This window comes from Qipengyuania soli, assembly GCF_015529805.1.
GTDB lineage: Bacteria > Pseudomonadota > Alphaproteobacteria > Sphingomonadales > Sphingomonadaceae > Qipengyuania > Qipengyuania soli.
Genome location: NZ_CP064654.1, coordinates 1,772,793 through 1,787,438, shown reverse-complemented (window position 1 = coordinate 1,787,438; position 14,646 = coordinate 1,772,793). Strand labels below are relative to the sequence as shown.

General features: G+C 66.0%; 12 protein-coding genes. 4 read left to right on the top strand and 8 right to left on the bottom strand.

Annotation, left to right across the window (positions count from 1 at the left end; all coding sequences use genetic code 11):
* Nucleotides 1-19: 19 nt before the first annotated feature.
* From IRL76_RS08955 to tsaD, 3 genes are read right to left on the bottom strand one after another with little or no spacing between them, the layout of a single operon-like run.
* Complete coding sequence (locus tag IRL76_RS08955; protein WP_200981028.1) at nt 20-1,522, bottom strand: lipopolysaccharide biosynthesis protein; 1,503 nt, start codon at nt 1,520-1,522, stop codon at nt 20-22.
* Nucleotides 1,519-2,508 (bottom strand): NAD(P)H-dependent glycerol-3-phosphate dehydrogenase, encoded by a 990-nt coding sequence (locus IRL76_RS08950; RefSeq protein ID WP_200981027.1) that lies wholly within the window; start codon nt 2,506-2,508, stop codon nt 1,519-1,521. The genes IRL76_RS08955 and IRL76_RS08950 overlap by 4 nt, the downstream gene beginning before the upstream one ends.
* Nucleotides 2,505-3,545 carry a tRNA (adenosine(37)-N6)-threonylcarbamoyltransferase complex transferase subunit TsaD gene (gene tsaD, locus IRL76_RS08945; RefSeq protein WP_200981026.1) on the bottom strand — a complete coding sequence of 347 codons (1,041 nt, stop codon included), beginning with the start codon at nt 3,543-3,545 and terminating at the stop codon, nt 2,505-2,507. The genes IRL76_RS08950 and tsaD overlap by 4 nt, the downstream gene beginning before the upstream one ends.
* 47 nt (nt 3,546-3,592) lie before the next feature.
* Here tsaD and hemC point away from each other — a divergent pair, with 47 nt between their 5' ends.
* From hemC to IRL76_RS08930, 3 genes are all read left to right on the top strand, one after another.
* Entirely contained in the window at nt 3,593-4,522 is a 930-nt protein-coding gene (hemC, locus tag IRL76_RS08940) for a hydroxymethylbilane synthase (RefSeq protein ID WP_200981025.1), read from the top strand.
* On the top strand, nt 4,519-5,199 hold the full coding sequence (locus IRL76_RS08935; protein WP_200981024.1) for a uroporphyrinogen-III synthase: 681 nt from the start codon (nt 4,519-4,521) through the stop codon (nt 5,197-5,199). Before hemC ends, IRL76_RS08935 begins: the two co-directional genes overlap by 4 nt.
* Before the next feature lie 109 nt (nt 5,200-5,308).
* Complete coding sequence (locus IRL76_RS08930; RefSeq protein WP_246449633.1) at nt 5,309-6,142, top strand: MICOS complex subunit MIC60; 834 nt, start codon at nt 5,309-5,311, stop codon at nt 6,140-6,142.
* On the opposite strand, the gene IRL76_RS08925 is transcribed toward IRL76_RS08930, so the two are convergent.
* A complete protein-coding gene (locus tag IRL76_RS08925) occupies nt 6,139-7,353 on the bottom strand; it encodes an FAD-dependent monooxygenase (RefSeq protein WP_200981022.1) in 1,215 nt (404 codons plus the stop codon). The genes IRL76_RS08930 and IRL76_RS08925 overlap by 4 nt on opposite strands.
* A gap of 67 nt (nt 7,354-7,420) precedes the next feature.
* Between IRL76_RS08925 and IRL76_RS08920 the strand changes: the two genes are divergently transcribed.
* A complete protein-coding gene (locus IRL76_RS08920) occupies nt 7,421-9,457 on the top strand; it encodes a protein-disulfide reductase DsbD family protein (protein ID WP_200984252.1) in 2,037 nt (678 codons plus the stop codon).
* On the opposite strand, the gene IRL76_RS08915 is transcribed toward IRL76_RS08920, so the two are convergent.
* The 4 genes from IRL76_RS08915 to uvrB all read right to left on the bottom strand — a co-directional run bounded on the left by IRL76_RS08915 (nt 9,414) and on the right by uvrB (nt 14,634).
* A complete protein-coding gene (locus IRL76_RS08915) occupies nt 9,414-9,968 on the bottom strand; it encodes a hypothetical protein (protein ID WP_200981021.1) in 555 nt (184 codons plus the stop codon). The two genes, IRL76_RS08920 and IRL76_RS08915, sit on opposite strands and share 44 nt — an antisense overlap.
* A gap of 54 nt (nt 9,969-10,022) precedes the next feature.
* Nucleotides 10,023-11,519: a S10 family peptidase gene (locus tag IRL76_RS08910; RefSeq protein WP_200981020.1), complete on the bottom strand. Its 1,497-nt coding sequence runs from the start codon at nt 11,517-11,519 to the stop codon at nt 10,023-10,025.
* Nucleotides 11,520-11,565: 46 nt separating this feature from the next.
* A complete protein-coding gene (locus tag IRL76_RS08905; RefSeq protein WP_200981019.1) occupies nt 11,566-12,348 on the bottom strand; it encodes a class I SAM-dependent methyltransferase in 783 nt (260 codons plus the stop codon).
* A 90-nt stretch (nt 12,349-12,438) separates the two neighbouring features.
* Nucleotides 12,439-14,634 (bottom strand): excinuclease ABC subunit UvrB, encoded by a 2,196-nt coding sequence (gene uvrB, locus IRL76_RS08900; RefSeq protein ID WP_200981018.1) that lies wholly within the window; start codon nt 14,632-14,634, stop codon nt 12,439-12,441.
* Nucleotides 14,635-14,646: the final 12 nt, after the last annotated feature.

Genomic DNA, 14,646 nt, shown 5'->3' with positions numbered 1-14,646 from the left:
CGTGCCAACCGGGCGCGGCTCAGCTTTCCTCGACCGCTTCCTTGCTGCGGCTGCGCTTGAACAGGACGCGGTCCTCAGGTCCGAAGCCGCGCCGCCAGATGACCCAGCCGTAGACGCCGAGGATCGCGGGAATGCCGAAAGCCAGCTCGGCCCATTCGGGCAGCCTGGTCGCGATGAAGCCGACGACCACGGCGGGTGCCGCAGCCCAAACCAGTGCCCAGCGGAAATTGTTGATCGACTGGCCGAGGATCTTCGACAGGAGGATCGCCTTGACGAGGCTCGCCGTGCCAAGCGCAAGGGCAAGTGCGATTGCGGCAGCGGCAGCCTTGAAAGGCTCGCCATAGCCGCCTGCCACCATTGCCTCGATCAGGACGACGGTAAGCACGCCCTGCAGCACAATGGTGCCGATCGAGATCCACAGGTTCTTGACCCGCGCGACATAGATGAGGACCGCTTCGGAAACCACGGCCGTAGCGGCCACGACTTCGGCTGCGAGCAAGAAGGCCAGCGCACCCGTTCCGCCGACGAATTCGGGACCGACGAGGCCCATGACAGCCTCGCCCGGCACGCCCAGCGCGAGGGCAATGCCGGCCTGCATCGCGACGATCCAGAAGCCGACCTGGCAAACCTGTCTGGCGATGGCTTCGTAGTTCTTGGTCTTGAGGTTCTTGGTGATGACCGGCCCGAGGATTGGCTCGAAGCTGGTCTTGAGCTTCTGCGGCAGGCTCGCGACCTGCTGGGCGATGTAGTAAACGCCGACGGCAGCAGGCGCGGCGAAGAGGCCGAGAATGAAGATGTCGAGCCTGCGCGTCCCCCACTCGATCGCATCGGCAGTGGCCAGCGGAAGCGCCCTCGCTGTCATCCGCGCCATGTAGGACGGATGGGGTCGCCATGCGCGGGGCGGGCCATAGCTGCGGAAAAACGACCACAGCCCTGTCAGCAGGCCGGCGTAGATCGACACGAGGTATGCCAGCGCGAGACCGGATTCGCTCGTCGCCGGAATGAAATAGAATACCCCGGCCATGATCGAGATCGTCCACGGCTCGACCACGGCGCGTGCGCGCACGGTTGTCGCGATGTCGTAGCGATAGGCCTGCGCCGCGAGCACGATTTCGGTCAGCGCGTATCCCGGGATAGCGAGCACGACCAGGCGGTCGAGTTCGGTATACTGGCCCGAGGGAAACAAGGGGGCAGGGACGAGCCAGAAGAAGGCAGCCGCGACCGCCGAGAACATGACCGCCAACAGCATGCCGTCATAGACGAGGTTGGCAGGGTGGGCGTCCTCTCCTTCGGTCAGTCGTTGGGCCAGCCCGCGCTTCTCGCCCATCGCGCAGATCATCGCTGCGAGTTCGACCACGACCAGGGCAGAAGCAAAGCGACCGAGCGCGTCGGGGCCATAAAGGCGCCCGGCGATGAACAGGAACGGCAGGCGTGCAAGCAGGCGCAGGAGGAAGCCGATGAAGTTCTGGCGTCCGCCCTTTGCGAGTGCGGTCAGGTCCTCGTCGGACTGGTCAGCGCTCATCCGGCGTTTTCCTGCTCGGCGCGCAAGGGCCGCGAAAGCAGGGCCGAGACCGTAGCGCGCGGGTCGTTGCCCTTGATGAGGCCGTAAACGGCGGTGACGATCGGCATGGCGACGCCATGGCGTGCGGCGAGTTCGACAAGCACGGGTGCGGTATGCGCGCCTTCCGCCACCGTCCTGCGATCGGCCATCAGGTCTACAGCGCTGTGACCTTCTCCCAGTGCCTTGCCGAGCGAGAAATTGCGGCTCGAGGTCGAGGAACAGGTAAGGACCAGATCGCCGAGGCCGCACAGGCCCGCCAGGGTCTCGACCCGGGCCCCAAGTGCCTCACCGAAACGCAGCATCTCGGCATATCCGCGTGCGATCAGGGCAGCGCGGGCATTCTGGCCAAGGCCGAGGCCATCGACCACTCCGCAGGCAATGGCGAGGACGTTCTTGACCGACCCGCCGATCTCTGCCCCGGTAACGTCGTCGGAGAAATAGGGCCGGAAGGTCGGCCTTGCGATGACCGGAGAGAGGCGTTCCCACTGCTCTTCGCCTCCACCACAGGCCAGTGTGACTGCGGTTGGCAATCCGGCAGCAACCTCATGCGCGAATGTCGGGCCCGACAGGACTGCGATGGCGCTTCCGGGCGCAGCGTCGGCTGCAACGTGGTTCATCAGTCGTCCGGTGCCCGCCTCGATACCCTTGGAACACAGCACGAGGTCGCGCGGGTGTCGGGGCATTGCAGCCAGCACGCTGCCCATGTGCTGCGCCGGAGTGACCACCAGGAGCGTGTCCAGCGCTGCCATTTCCGCAAGGTCGTTGGTCGCCTTCACCTCTGGTGACAGGTCTGCGGAGGGAAGGAAGATCGAGTTGGTGTGCTGCGCGTTGATTTCGGCGACGAGCTCTTCCTCGCGTGCCCACAGGAGCACCTCGCGCCCGTCGCTCGCCAGCATCTGCGCGAGCGCCGTGCCCCAAGCGCCCGCACCGAGGACGCCGACGCTCATGCCTTCACTCCGGCACCGCGAACAGGTGCGGCGTCGGGATCGAGCGGCCAGCGCGGGCGGGCCGAGATATCGAGCGGGGCGGGGGAGAATTCCGGCAGCGCAAGTCGCTCGACCCCGGCCCAGGCAATCATCGCGGCATTGTCGGTGCACAGTTTGGGCGGCGGGGCGGCGAAGCGCATGCCGTGGTCTGCCGCCACCTGCTCCAGTGCTGCGCGAACCGTCGCATTCGCGGCCACGCCGCCCGCGACGACCAGCGTGTCGATATCGTCGGTTTCCGCTAGTGCGACCCTCAACCGGTCGATGACGCAATCGACCGCTGCCTGCTGGAAGCTGGCAGCGATGTCGGCGATTTCGAATTGGCCGCTTTCGTGCGCGCGGAGGACGGCGCTCTTCAATCCCGCGAAAGAAAAATGGGGCTCGCCGCTGCCGACCATCGGGCGCGGCAGGGGAACCGCCGAGGGATCGCCCTCCATTGCCTTGCGCTCGACTGCGGGGCCGCCCGGAAAACCGAGGCCGAGGATCTTGGCGGTCTTGTCGAACGCTTCGCCCAGCGCATCGTCGATCGTGGTGGCAAGGCGCTTGTAGCGTCCGACGCCGTCGACCCGCAGGATCTGGCAGTGTCCGCCGGACACCAGCAGCAGGACATATGGGAAGCCGATGCTGGCGTCGGCCAGGCGCGGGCTCAGGGCATGGCCTTCGAGATGGTTGATCGCAATCAGTGGCGTGTCGCTCGCCATGGCGAGCGCTTTGGCGCTGACGAGACCGACCATGACCCCGCCGATGAGACCCGGGCCGGCGGTCGCGGCAATCGCGTCGCAATCGGCCAGGGTAACGCCGGCATCTGCAAGAACGCCTTCGATCATCGGAGCGAGGCGCTCCGCATGGGCGCGCGCGGCGATTTCCGGGACGACACCGCCATAGGGCGCGTGTTCCGCGTCCTGCGAAGCGATGCGCTGTGCCACGATGCGGCGATCACCGTCGACCAGCGCGGCTGCGGTTTCGTCGCAGGAACTTTCTATGCCGAGAACCAGTGTCATCAGTGGCTTCCCCTTAGCGCCCCTGCTCGCTAGGGCAAGCAAACCCGATGCCAGTCTCACCGATCATTCGTCTTGGAACCAGGCGTTCGCCGCTTGCCCTGGCGCAGGCGCACGAGGCCCGTGCGCGCCTGTGCGCGGCCCACGAATGGGACGAATCCGCCGTCGAACTGGTCCCGGTCGTCGCAAGCGGCGACAGGATACAGGACCGCCCGCTCGCCGAAATCGGCGGCAAGGCCTTGTGGACCCGCGAACTCGACCAGTGGCTGGTGGATGGCCGGATCGACATTGCCGTCCATTCGATGAAGGACGTCGAGACCATCAGGCCAGCAGAGATCGCGATCGCTGCCATCCTGCCACGCGCGGACAAGGCGGACCGCCTGCTCGGCGCGCCCTCGATTGCCGGGATTCCGCAGGGCGCGCGCGTCGGCACCAGCGCACCACGCCGGGCGGCGCAATTGCTTCATGTGCGCCCCGATCTGGAGGTCGTGCCCATCCGCGGCAATGTCGCCACCCGTATTGCCAAGCTCGAGGCGGGCGAGGCCCATGCCACTTTCCTAGCAGCAGCTGGGCTCGACCGGTTGGGCGAGGACGAAGTCGGCGTCAGGCTCGATCCCGAAGACTGGCTGCCGGCGCCGGCACAGGCAGCCATCGGGATCGAGTGCAGGAGCGACGATGCCAAGGTGCGCGATCTCCTGGCAGCCATCGACCATGCCGACAGCCATGCCGAAATCCGCGCCGAACGGCGCTTGCTCGAAGGCTTGGGTGGCGGCTGCAGCAGCCCGATCGCGGCTCTGACGCAGCGCGAGGGCAACCGGCTGCACCTGCGTGCGGCGATCTACAGCGCAGACGGAAGCGTCAGGGTCGAGGAAGCCGCGACTTTCGGCGATGGCGACAATAATGCGCCACTCGAACTTGCCCGGAAGCTGCTCGGGTCTGCACCTCCCGAGGTTGTCCGCCTGTTCGACGGATTGGCGTGAAGCCGCTGTTCGTCTTCAGGCCCGAGCCGGGCTGGTCGATTACCGTCGAAACGGCGCGGGCAATGGGTCTCGACATACAGGGCGCACCGCTCTCGGTCGTCGAACCTGTCGAGTGGCACATCACCGATCCGGACGAATTCGACGGACTGCTCGTGGGCAGCGCGAACGTGTGGCGCCATGCGGGCGCGGAACTGGAAAAGCTCAAACGCCTTCCGGTGCATGCCGTGGGAGAGACCACAGCCGAGACGGCGCGCGCCGCAGGCTTCCTTGTCGCGAGCACGGGGCGGGGCGGACTCCAGCCGCTGGTCGACCAGCTTGGCGGACGCGAGCTCCGGCTACTCAGGCTCGCCGGGGAAGACCGCGTACCGCTGGACCTACCCGAAGGGATCAGGGTGGAGACGCAGGTGGTCTACCGCACCGTGCCCGAACCTCTTCCACCAGAAGCATTGACGGCCTTGCGCGGGGGCGGTGTGGCGATGCTCCATTCCGCCAGCGCTGCACAGCGGCTGTGCGAGGAGTTCGATAGGAATTCGCTCGACCGCTCGCAGGTCGACCTCATCGCCATCGGCCCGCGCGTGGCCGCGGCCTGTGGCGAAGGCTGGCGATCCATCCACACCGCAGCCGCCCCGACCGATGCCGACATGCTGGCATTGGCGGAATCTTTGTGCCAGAACTGAGCCTTGGAGAGGGTCGCATCCTGATGGCGGATGTCGGGGTCGCAGAACGGATACTATGAACGATTTTTCCAGCAGCAGGCGCACGGGGCCTTCGGGGCGGCCCGTACTGATGGCTGTGCTTGCCTCATTCGTGCTCGGCGGGACACTCGTCGGTTACGCAGTCTACAAGCTCAACGGCAGCGGTTCTTCCGTGGAAATCGCGGCCGATGCGCCGCAGCAGGTCGCGGCGAGCCCAACCACCGACCCGTCACCTACGCCCAGTGCGACGGCCAGTCAGGCGGCTGCCCAGAAGGCAGTCGAGAGAGTGGCCGAACAGCAGGGCGGGATCGACCAGCGCCTTGCCGCTGCCGAACAGCGCCTCGCGCGGCTCGATCTGCAGGCTCAGGCCGCCGCCGGCAATGCCGCGCGCGCCGAGGGGCTACTGATCGCCTTTGCCACCCGTCGCGCGATCGAGAAGGGCGCCGAACTCGGCTATCTTGCCGACCAGCTGCGCCTGCGCTTCGGCGATGCCATGCCCAACGCGGTCGACACGCTGATCCGATCGAGCCGCAATCCGGTGACGCTGGACCAGCTCACTGCACGCCTCGAAGGCCTTGCGCCGCGTCTCGCGGAACCGACGAACAGGAGCGGTTTCGCGCGATTTCGCGAGGAGCTCGGCAGCCTCTTCGTGGTGCGCCGTGAGAGCGCCCCGTCGCCGCAGCCGCAGCGCCGTCTCGAACGGGCGCGGATGTTCCTCGAAAGCGGGCGGACCGAAGCGGCGATTGCCGAAGTGCGCAACCTGCCGGGTGCCGAAAGTGCCGATGGGTGGATTCGCGATGCCGAGCGTTACGCCGCTGCCCAGCAGGCGCTCGACCTGATCGAGACCGCCGCCGTGCTTGAGCCGCGCCGCCTGCGCGATGGGGCGGGCAACCGTATCTCGCAGCCGAGCCTCGCCGAAAACTAGGCCTTCAGCATCTCCGGCAGGCGCCCCGATACTCCACGCGCCTCGTCCATGAAGAAGCGCTTGAGCCAGCCCGAACGCTGCACTCCGGCCATTCCGAACCGGCGCACGGCACTGGCCGCCTTGCCGGGGACGCCAAAGAGGCGCGTCAGGCCGTCGGTCGCGCCCATGACCATCAGGGAATCGAGCGCGCGCCATTCCTCGTATTTCTTGAGCACCTGCGCATCGCCGAGGTCGAGGCCGAGCCGGAGCGCCTCCTCGAGCACCTCCACCAGCGCGCCCACATCGCGCAGGCCAAGGTTTAACCCCTGACCGGCAATCGGGTGCATCCCGTGCGCGCTGTCGCCGATCAGGGCGAGGCGGTGTTCGACGATGCGCGCCGTGTGCTGGAAGCTGAGCGGCCAGGACGATCTCTGGCTGTTGAGCGTCAGATCACCGAGGATATCGCCCATTCGCTTGCGCACTTCGGCAAGGAAGGCACGGTCGGACAGCTTGAGCACGCCCGCTGCATCCTTCTCGTCCACCGTCCACACCAGCGCGCTGCGGTGCTGGCCACCCGGCCCGTCGAGCATGGGCAGTAGGGCGAAAGGACCGTCGGGATAGAAGATTTCCCACGCGACATTCTCGTGCGACTTGGAATGGTCGAGGCCGACGATAAGCGCGCGATGGCTGTAGTCCCAGGTGGCCATCTTGAAGCCCGCCTCTTCACGCGAAGGCGAGCCACGTCCTTCCGCACCCACCATCAGCGTCGCTTCGAGCACCGTGCCGTCGGCCAGCCTTGCCGAGACCCCGAATTCGCCGCGCTGGCGATCGACCACGGTCACCGGCGCGTGCCAGGCGATGAGCGGTTCCTTGGCCGCCGCCTCGTGCAATGCGAGTCGCAGCTGGCGGTTGGCGAACATGCGTCCGAGCGTGCCTTCGTGCGGCTCGGGCCGGAAATCGATGCGGCCGGGTTTCATCTGGTCCATGACCGCGATGGCGGCGATATCGCAGCCGTGCGGTTCGAGCGCGTCTTCGAGACCGATATTGCGGAACAGGCGCCAGCTTGCCGTCGATATGGCCGAGGCGCGTCCGTCGAAGCCTTCCGCGGTCAGTTCGGACGGGTCGGCACGGTCGACGACGTGGCTCGACAATCCCTTCTTCGCGGCGGCGAGCGCCAGGGTCATTCCCACCAGGCCACCGCCCAGGATCAGCAGGTCACGCTTGTCTGTCATCGGCGGCATCCCTAGAGCGAGCGGCGTGATCGAAGCAAGGATATTGGAGCGCGTCGCCGCACTGTTCATGCTGCTGGCGCTGGCCTTCGCCGCGCCCGTCAATGCCCAGGGTATCGGCAGCGACAGGATATCGGTCGAACTCGTGGCGGATGGTCAGCCCCGACCGGGGCAGGAATGGACGCTGGCGCTGCATTTCACGCCGTCATCCCCCGAATGGCACGGATACTGGTCCAACCCCGGCGATGCGGGGCTGGGCATGGATCTCAAGTGGCAATTGCCCGACGGGTGGAAGGCCGGGGAACCACAGTATCCTCTGCCGCAGCGGCTGGTGGTCGGTGACCTGATGAACCATGTCTACGAAGGGCCGTACACGGTCCTCGTTCCCATCACGGTTCCGCGGCAGGCAGCGATTGGCAACACCGCGCCGATATCGGTCGTCGCGAGCTACCTCGCCTGCACCGACAAGATCTGCGTACCCCAGGAAGCGCGGTTGACCCTTGATCCCGCCAAACTGGCGAGGGACCCGCGCTTCGGCAAATGGCGTGCCGCGATAGTCCCGCCGCTGGGATCGGAGGCAGGTTTCGAGTTCAAGGGCGATCGCCTCAGGATCGGCATCCCGCTCCCCGCAGCGAGCGATCTTGCGGGCGAACCGCACGTCTTCATCGCCACGGGCGAGATCGGGCAGGGCCAGCAGGTCATCTACACGGGGACCCAGACCTTCATCCGCGAGGGGGACCTTCTGGTCGTCGAGGTGCCGCTGGCGTCAATCGCCATTCCTGACACCGTCGAGCTCGAAGCGACACCGCGCCCGCCAAGGATCGAAGGCATCCTCGACCTCGGCAACGGTACCGGCGTCCGGTTCACAGCTTTTCCGGCCGATGTGCCGCTCGAGGGGGTCAAGCCGATCCGGGGCGGGCCGCAGCCGGTGCTGTGGCAACTGCTGCTGGCGGCACTCGTCGGCGGGATGCTGCTCAACGTCATGCCGTGTGTCTTCCCGATCCTCAGCCTGAAAGCGCTGACCCTGGCGAAAGCCGGGGGCGACGAGCATGCCGCGCGGCACGACGCGCTCGCTTATGCGGCAGGGGTTGTGCTGGCATGCGCGGGATTGGGGCTGGCGATCCTAGCACTGCGCTCTGCGGGCGAGCAGGTCGGTTGGGCGTTCCAGTTGCAAAACCCGGTCGTGGTGGTGGGCCTTTTCCTCCTGGCACTAGCACTGACCGCGAATTTCCTTGGCGTCTTCGAAGTCCCCGGCTTCGCCATTTCGGGCGGCAAGCCATCGCGCGGAAGTTCGTTTGCGACGGGCCTCCTGGCGGCATTCGTCGCGACACCGTGCACTGGCCCCTTCATGGCGCTCGCGCTGGGTGCAGCGCTGGTGATCCCGCCGCTCGACGGGCTGCTCGTCTTCGTCGCGCTCGGCATCGGGCTTGCGCTGCCGTTCCTCCTTGTCGGTTTCGTGCCCGCGATCCGCGCGCGCCTGCCCAGGCCCGGACCATGGATGGAGAAGTTCCGGCGCTGGATGGCGCTGCCGATGGGGCTGACGGTGCTGGCGCTGGGTTGGCTCATCTGGCGCATCGGCGGGGCCGGTTTTCTGTTCATGGCCCTGTTGCTGGGGATGGTCCTGCTCCTGTGGCTGACATTGGCCGGGCGCTTGCAGGCACAGGGCAGATCGGGCCCGGTCTTTGCAGTGCTGGCCCTCTTCATGGGCGCAGCCCTGGCATTCCTCCCGCAGCCGCAAGCTCAGGAACGAGCCGCCGAGGGCTTGCTCAAGCCGGTTGCCTTCAGTGATGCAGCGCTCGCGCAGGCCCGCGCGTCGGGGCGCCCTGTCTTCCTGTGGTTCACCGCCGACTGGTGCGTGACCTGCAAGGTCAACGAGAGCGTCGCGATCGAACGCGAGGACACGAAGGAAGCCTTCGATAAGGCCGGGGTCATTGCGATGCGCGCCGACTGGACGCGGCCGGACGAGGAGATTTCGCGCATGCTGACCCAGGAGGGCGTCGCTGGCGTCCCGCTCTACCTGTGGTACGCGCCCGGCAAGGATGCCGAGCAGCTGCCGCAGGTCCTTACGCCGGATCTGCTGGCAGAGAAGGCGCGGGCTTCGCGATAGCGCGGCAGGCTTCGACCAGCTCGCCCGGCAAGTTGCTGGGATTGAGGATCAGGCTTCCGGCGCCGGGCACCGTCGCCTCGACCTCGCGCGCACCCGTCAGGACATCGAGCAGGGTGTCTTCCGCCGCTACGGCGCCCTTCCACAACCATGCGCCCTTATGCTCCACCGCGTCGATCTTGAGGCGCGAAACATGGCCATTGCCGATGAGGGCGAGGATGGCCTTGGCATGGGCGTCGGCTGCGGCGAACCGCGTGTAGGCGAGCAGCGGGATGCCTTGTGTCGTCTCGCATTCGAGTGCCATCAACGGCCGTCCGCCTGGCTTGCCATACAATAACCGTTGCGGCTTGCCCGAGGGTGCCCAGATGGCACCTTCGCTATCGGGAGAGGGCGCAGGTTCCGAAGGCCCGCTCGCATCGCCGGCAATACGCGAGCGTTCGACATACTCGTCCGACGCGGGCGGTTTGCAGGCGGCGGCCAGAAGCAGCGGCAGGAGAGCGAGTGAGCGACGCATTGCCGCGCTATGGCACAGGCGCGCGCGCATTCAACTGCCCTGCGACGACTGTCCTCAGCGCGATCGGATGAATGCCCGGATATCGCGCGAAAGCTTGGCCCGATCCTCGTCGCGGACGTACATCATGTGTCCCGCGTCGTAGTAATGGAACTCGATCCGGTCCTGCGGAAATCCCGTGCGGCTGAGCGCATACTCGGCAGCGAAAAACGGCGTGGCGAAATCGTACCAGCCCTGGCCGACATAGATGCGCATGCCCGAATTCTCGCGCAGCGCGCGGCCGAGATAGGGGGCGACGCTGAGATAGGCATCGCTGTCGCGCCCGCCATTGAGGCGCCAGTCCCAGTCGCTTACCCCGCCAATAGTCACATACTGTCGCTCGGTCTTGTAGCCGATGGTGTCCCGCATGTAGGCGTTGGCCGCGGCGGTATAGCCGCCGTCGATGCCGTAGAAGCTCGGATCGTTGTCAGGGTATTCGCCGGCATTGTCGTAGTCCTTGCCGGTGTAGCGCGAATCGAGCCGTCCCACGGTCTGGCCACGGTCGCGCAGCAATTCCTTGTAGAACCTGCCCGATGTCACTCGCAGGTCGGCGCTTTCGAGATAGGCTTCGCTGAGACCCGTGAAGCGGGCGAGTTCGCCGCGAATTGCAGCGCGTTCGTTCGCGCTGGCTTTCTGCCCCTTGAGCAGGAAGGCAGCGTAGGGCCCGATGGCGAACTGGCGTGCTTCCTCAACGAATTGCTCGACCGAGGGGGCGCTCGCCTTGCCGTGAAAGAGTGCGGTCGCGGCGAAAGAGGGGAGGGTGGTGATATAGCCCAGCTCGGCCCCTTCGGTTTCCGCCCCGGCTGCGAAATCGAGCACGGTCGAAATCAGGATCACCCCGTTGAGCGAGACGTCGTTGTATCCGCCCTCCAGCTCGTTGACGACCGCCGCGCTGCGGGTCGTGCCGTAGCTCTCGCCGCCGAGGTATTTGGGACTGTTCCAGCGTCCGTTCTCGCTGAGCCATTGGCGGATGACCTGCGCGACCGATTTCGCATCCTGCGTCACGCCCCAGTAATCCTTGGGGTCGGTGTCGCCGATCGTGTGGCTCCATCCGGTGCCTACCGGGTCGATGAACACGAGGTCGGTCACGTCGAGCAGTGAATCGGGATTGTCGAGGATCGGATAGGGCGGCCCGCCGTCGTCCCTGGCATCTGATGGGATGGCGACGCGCTTGGGCCCGAAAGCTCCCATCTGCAGCCAGAGCGAACCCGAGCCCGGCCCCCCGTTGAACAGGAAGGTGACCGGGCGGTTCGGGTCGCGCGGCTCGGCGACATATGCGGTCGTGACGATCGCCGCCTTGGCCGTGCCCTTGTCGTCCTTGAGCACCTGCTCCGAAACCGTCGCGGTGTAACTCACGGAACGCCCGCCGAAGGTCCCGCTGAAGCGCTTGGATGCACTGTTCGCTTCGTAGGGGGCAGCGGCAGGTTTCTCGCTCGCGTCCTTGTCGGCGGCATGGGCGGGGCTGAGGGCGAGGGCCGAGCTTGCGGCAAGCAGGGCGAGGATCCGGGCAGTCATGCTCTCTCCTATGGCAGGGTCGGCAATGCAGGCAAGATCGCGAGGATCAGCGTGGCTTGCGGAAGCGATAGACGAAGCGGTCGGTCTTTCCGCGAACGGACGGATCGAAAACCAGCTTGGTATGGTCGTCTTCCGGGTTGGCCAGAAAGTCGCTTTGCGCCTCGAACACGAAGCCGGCGGCCTCGAAATCGGCGCGAACCACTGCCGGGTCGATACGGTGGACGGCATCGACGACCGCCCGGGTATCGCCGGGTTGGCCGACATGGTCGATCACACCGACGATCCCGCCCGGCTTCATCCCGGCATAGAGCGCGCGGACATAGGCCTTGGGGTCGGTGAACGGGATCTTGTACTGTTCGCTCGTCCAGTAAAGGTCGTGGTAGGAGTCATTGATGATCGCGAAATCGAGCGAACTGGCGGGCGGCGCAAAGGCATCGAAGGGGTGCCGCGCCATCTCCACCGCGGGACTGCGGGCGATTAGTCCGGCCCAGGCCGCCTTGCTCTTGTCGTCGTTGTAGAACTGGTCGGGCTGGTAGGCGATTACCTTGCCGTTCTCGCCAACGACGTGGCCCATGATCTCTGCCCAATAGCCCGTTGCGGTGAACAGGTCTGCGGCGACCATGCCGGGCTCGAGACCGAGGAATGCGAGGACTTCGGCAGGCTTGCGGCCTTGGTCCATCTTGCGCGCGTTTTCGGGCCGGTCGGAAGCCGCGACGGCGCTGGCTATGGCGGCGGTATCGACTGCAGGCGTCGGATCGACGGCGGTAGTGGCGCAGGCGGACAGGACGAGCGCGACGGGTGCCACCGCGAACAGGAACCTAGGTGTCATGACAGTTCTCCCCTGGTGCAGGGCATCGCGTGACCTGCCCGATGAGGCAAGGACTATCGGACGAACGCCGTTGCGGGGCGACAAACTGCTCTAGGGCTTGCCCCCCATTCGTTTGTATCTTGTCTTGCCGTAACGGGTCTTGCGTGTGCCTGGCTTGCCTTCATTGGAGCGGCCGACGAGCGGCGCCTTCTTCTCGCCATCGCCAAGGCCGAGCTCGTCATTCTCGAGCCTGCGGATTTCGTCGCGCAGACGTCCGGCTTCCTCGAATTCGAGATCGGCGGCAGCGGCGCGCATGCGCTTCTCGAGATCCTCGATATAGGCTCGCAGGTTGTGGCCCACGAGGTTGTTGCGCTCGTCATCCCCGGTGTCGACGGTGACTCCGTCCTGCGCGGCAGTGTGGGCAACGATATCGGCGATCTGGCGCTTGATCGTCTGCGGCGTGATGCCGTGTTCCTCGTTGTACTCGCGTTGCTTTTCGCGGCGGCGCTCGGTCTCCGCCATCGCGCGCTCCATGCTGCCGGTGATGCGGTCGGCATAGAGGATCACTCGCCCGTCGACATTGCGCGCGGCGCGGCCGATGGTCTGGATGAGCGAGGTTTCGGAACGCAGGAAGCCTTCCTTGTCGGCATCGAGGATGCAGACCAGCCCGCATTCGGGAATGTCCAGGCCTTCGCGCAACAGGTTGATGCCGACCAGCACGTCATAGACGCCGAGGCGCAGGTCGCGGATCAGCTCGATGCGCTCCAGCGTTTCGACGTCGGAGTGCATGTAGCGCACGCGCACGCCGGCCTCGTGCATGAACTCGGTCAGGTCCTCGGCCATGCGCTTGGTCAGCGTGGTGACGAGCGTTCGATAGCCCTTTGCCGCGGTCTTGCGGCACTCCTCGATGCAGTCCTGCACCTGGTCCTCGACCGGCTTGATCTCGACCGGCGGGTCGATGAGGCCGGTGGGGCGTATGACCTGCTCGGCGAAGACGCCGCCCGACTGTTCCAGCTCCCACGGGCCGGGCGTGGCCGAAACCGCAATGGTCTGAGGGCGCATCGCGTCCCATTCGTTGAAGCGCAGTGGGCGGTTGTCGATGCACGAGGGCAGGCGGAACCCGTATTCGGCTAGCGTGATCTTGCGGCGGTGGTCACCGCGCGCCATCGCGCCGACCTGCGGCACGGTCTGGTGACTTTCGTCGACGAACAGCAGCGCGTTCTCGGGCAGGTATTCGAACAAGGTCGGTGGCGGTTCGCCCGGCAGGCGACCGGTGAGGAAGCGGCTGTAATTCTCGATCCCCGCGCATGAGCCGGTCGCAGCAATCATCTCGAGGTCGAAATTGGTGCGCTGTTCCAGCCGCTGCGCTTCGAGCAGGCGGCCTTCCTCGTGCAGTTCCTTGAGCCGCTCTTCGAGCTCGAACTTGATGGCCGCCATGGCCTGCTTCATCGTCGGCCCGGGGGTGACGTAGTGCGAGTTGGCGTAGATGCGCACCTTGTCGAGCGCGGCGCCCTTCTTGCCGGTCAGCGGGTCGAATTCGCTGATCTCCTCGATCTCGTCGCCGAAGAAGCTGATCCGCCAGGCGGTATCCTCGAGGTGGCTCGGGAAGATTTCCAGATTGTCGCCGCGCACGCGGAAGTTGCCGCGCTGGAATGCGGCGTCGTTGCGCTTGTACTGCAGCGCGACCAGCTTGCGGATTATCTCGCGCTGGTCGACCGTGTCGCCGGTCTTGAGGTCGAAGATCATCGCCGAATAGGTCTCGACCGAGCCGATGCCGTAGAGGCACGAGACCGAGGCGACGATGATCACGTCATCGCGTTCGAGCAGTGCGCGCGTGGCCGAGTGGCGCATCCGATCGATCGCCTCATTCACCGAGCTTTCCTTCTCGATGTAGGTGTCCGAGCGCGGCACATAAGCTTCGGGCTGGTAGTAGTCGTAATAGCTGACGAAATACTCGACCGCATTGTCGGGGAAGAAGCTCTTGAATTCGCCATAGAGCTGCGCAGCGAGGATCTTGTTGGGTGCGAGGATCAGCGCGGGTCGCTGCATTTCCTCGATCACCTTGGCCATGGTGAAGGTCTTGCCCGAGCCGGTCACGCCCAGCAGCACCTGCGTCTGTTCGCCGTCCCTTGCGGCCTCCACCAGTTCGGCGATCGCCGTGGGCTGGTCGCCCGAGGGCGTGTAGTCGCTGACGAGCTTGAACGGCCGCCCGCCCATCGACTTGTCGGGCCGTGTCGGCTTGTGGGGTACGAACTCCCCGGTGGTGTCGGGTTCTTCGAGTCCGCGTCGGATTACAAGCTCAGCCATGCGTGCACATAT

Excerpts from the sequence above, each read along its gene's own strand:
- IRL76_RS08955 (WP_200981028.1), bottom strand. The coding sequence starts at position 1,522 with ATGAGCGCTGACCAGTCCGACGAGGACCTGACCGCACTCGCAAAGGGC.
- IRL76_RS08950 (WP_200981027.1), bottom strand. The coding sequence starts at position 2,508 with ATGAGCGTCGGCGTCCTCGGTGCGGGCGCTTGGGGCACGGCGCTCGCG.
- tsaD (WP_200981026.1), bottom strand. The coding sequence starts at position 3,545 with ATGACACTGGTTCTCGGCATAGAAAGTTCCTGCGACGAAACCGCAGCC.
- hemC (WP_200981025.1), top strand. The coding sequence starts at position 3,593 with ATGCCAGTCTCACCGATCATTCGTCTTGGAACCAGGCGTTCGCCGCTT.
- IRL76_RS08930 (WP_246449633.1), top strand. The coding sequence starts at position 5,309 with ATGGCTGTGCTTGCCTCATTCGTGCTCGGCGGGACACTCGTCGGTTAC.
- IRL76_RS08925 (WP_200981022.1), bottom strand. The coding sequence starts at position 7,353 with ATGACAGACAAGCGTGACCTGCTGATCCTGGGCGGTGGCCTGGTGGGA.
- IRL76_RS08920 (WP_200984252.1), top strand. The coding sequence starts at position 7,421 with ATGCTGCTGGCGCTGGCCTTCGCCGCGCCCGTCAATGCCCAGGGTATC.
- IRL76_RS08915 (WP_200981021.1), bottom strand. The coding sequence starts at position 9,968 with ATGCGTCGCTCACTCGCTCTCCTGCCGCTGCTTCTGGCCGCCGCCTGC.
- IRL76_RS08910 (WP_200981020.1), bottom strand. The coding sequence starts at position 11,519 with ATGACTGCCCGGATCCTCGCCCTGCTTGCCGCAAGCTCGGCCCTCGCC.
- IRL76_RS08905 (WP_200981019.1), bottom strand. The coding sequence starts at position 12,348 with ATGACACCTAGGTTCCTGTTCGCGGTGGCACCCGTCGCGCTCGTCCTG.
- uvrB (WP_200981018.1), bottom strand. The coding sequence starts at position 14,634 with ATGGCTGAGCTTGTAATCCGACGCGGACTCGAAGAACCCGACACCACC.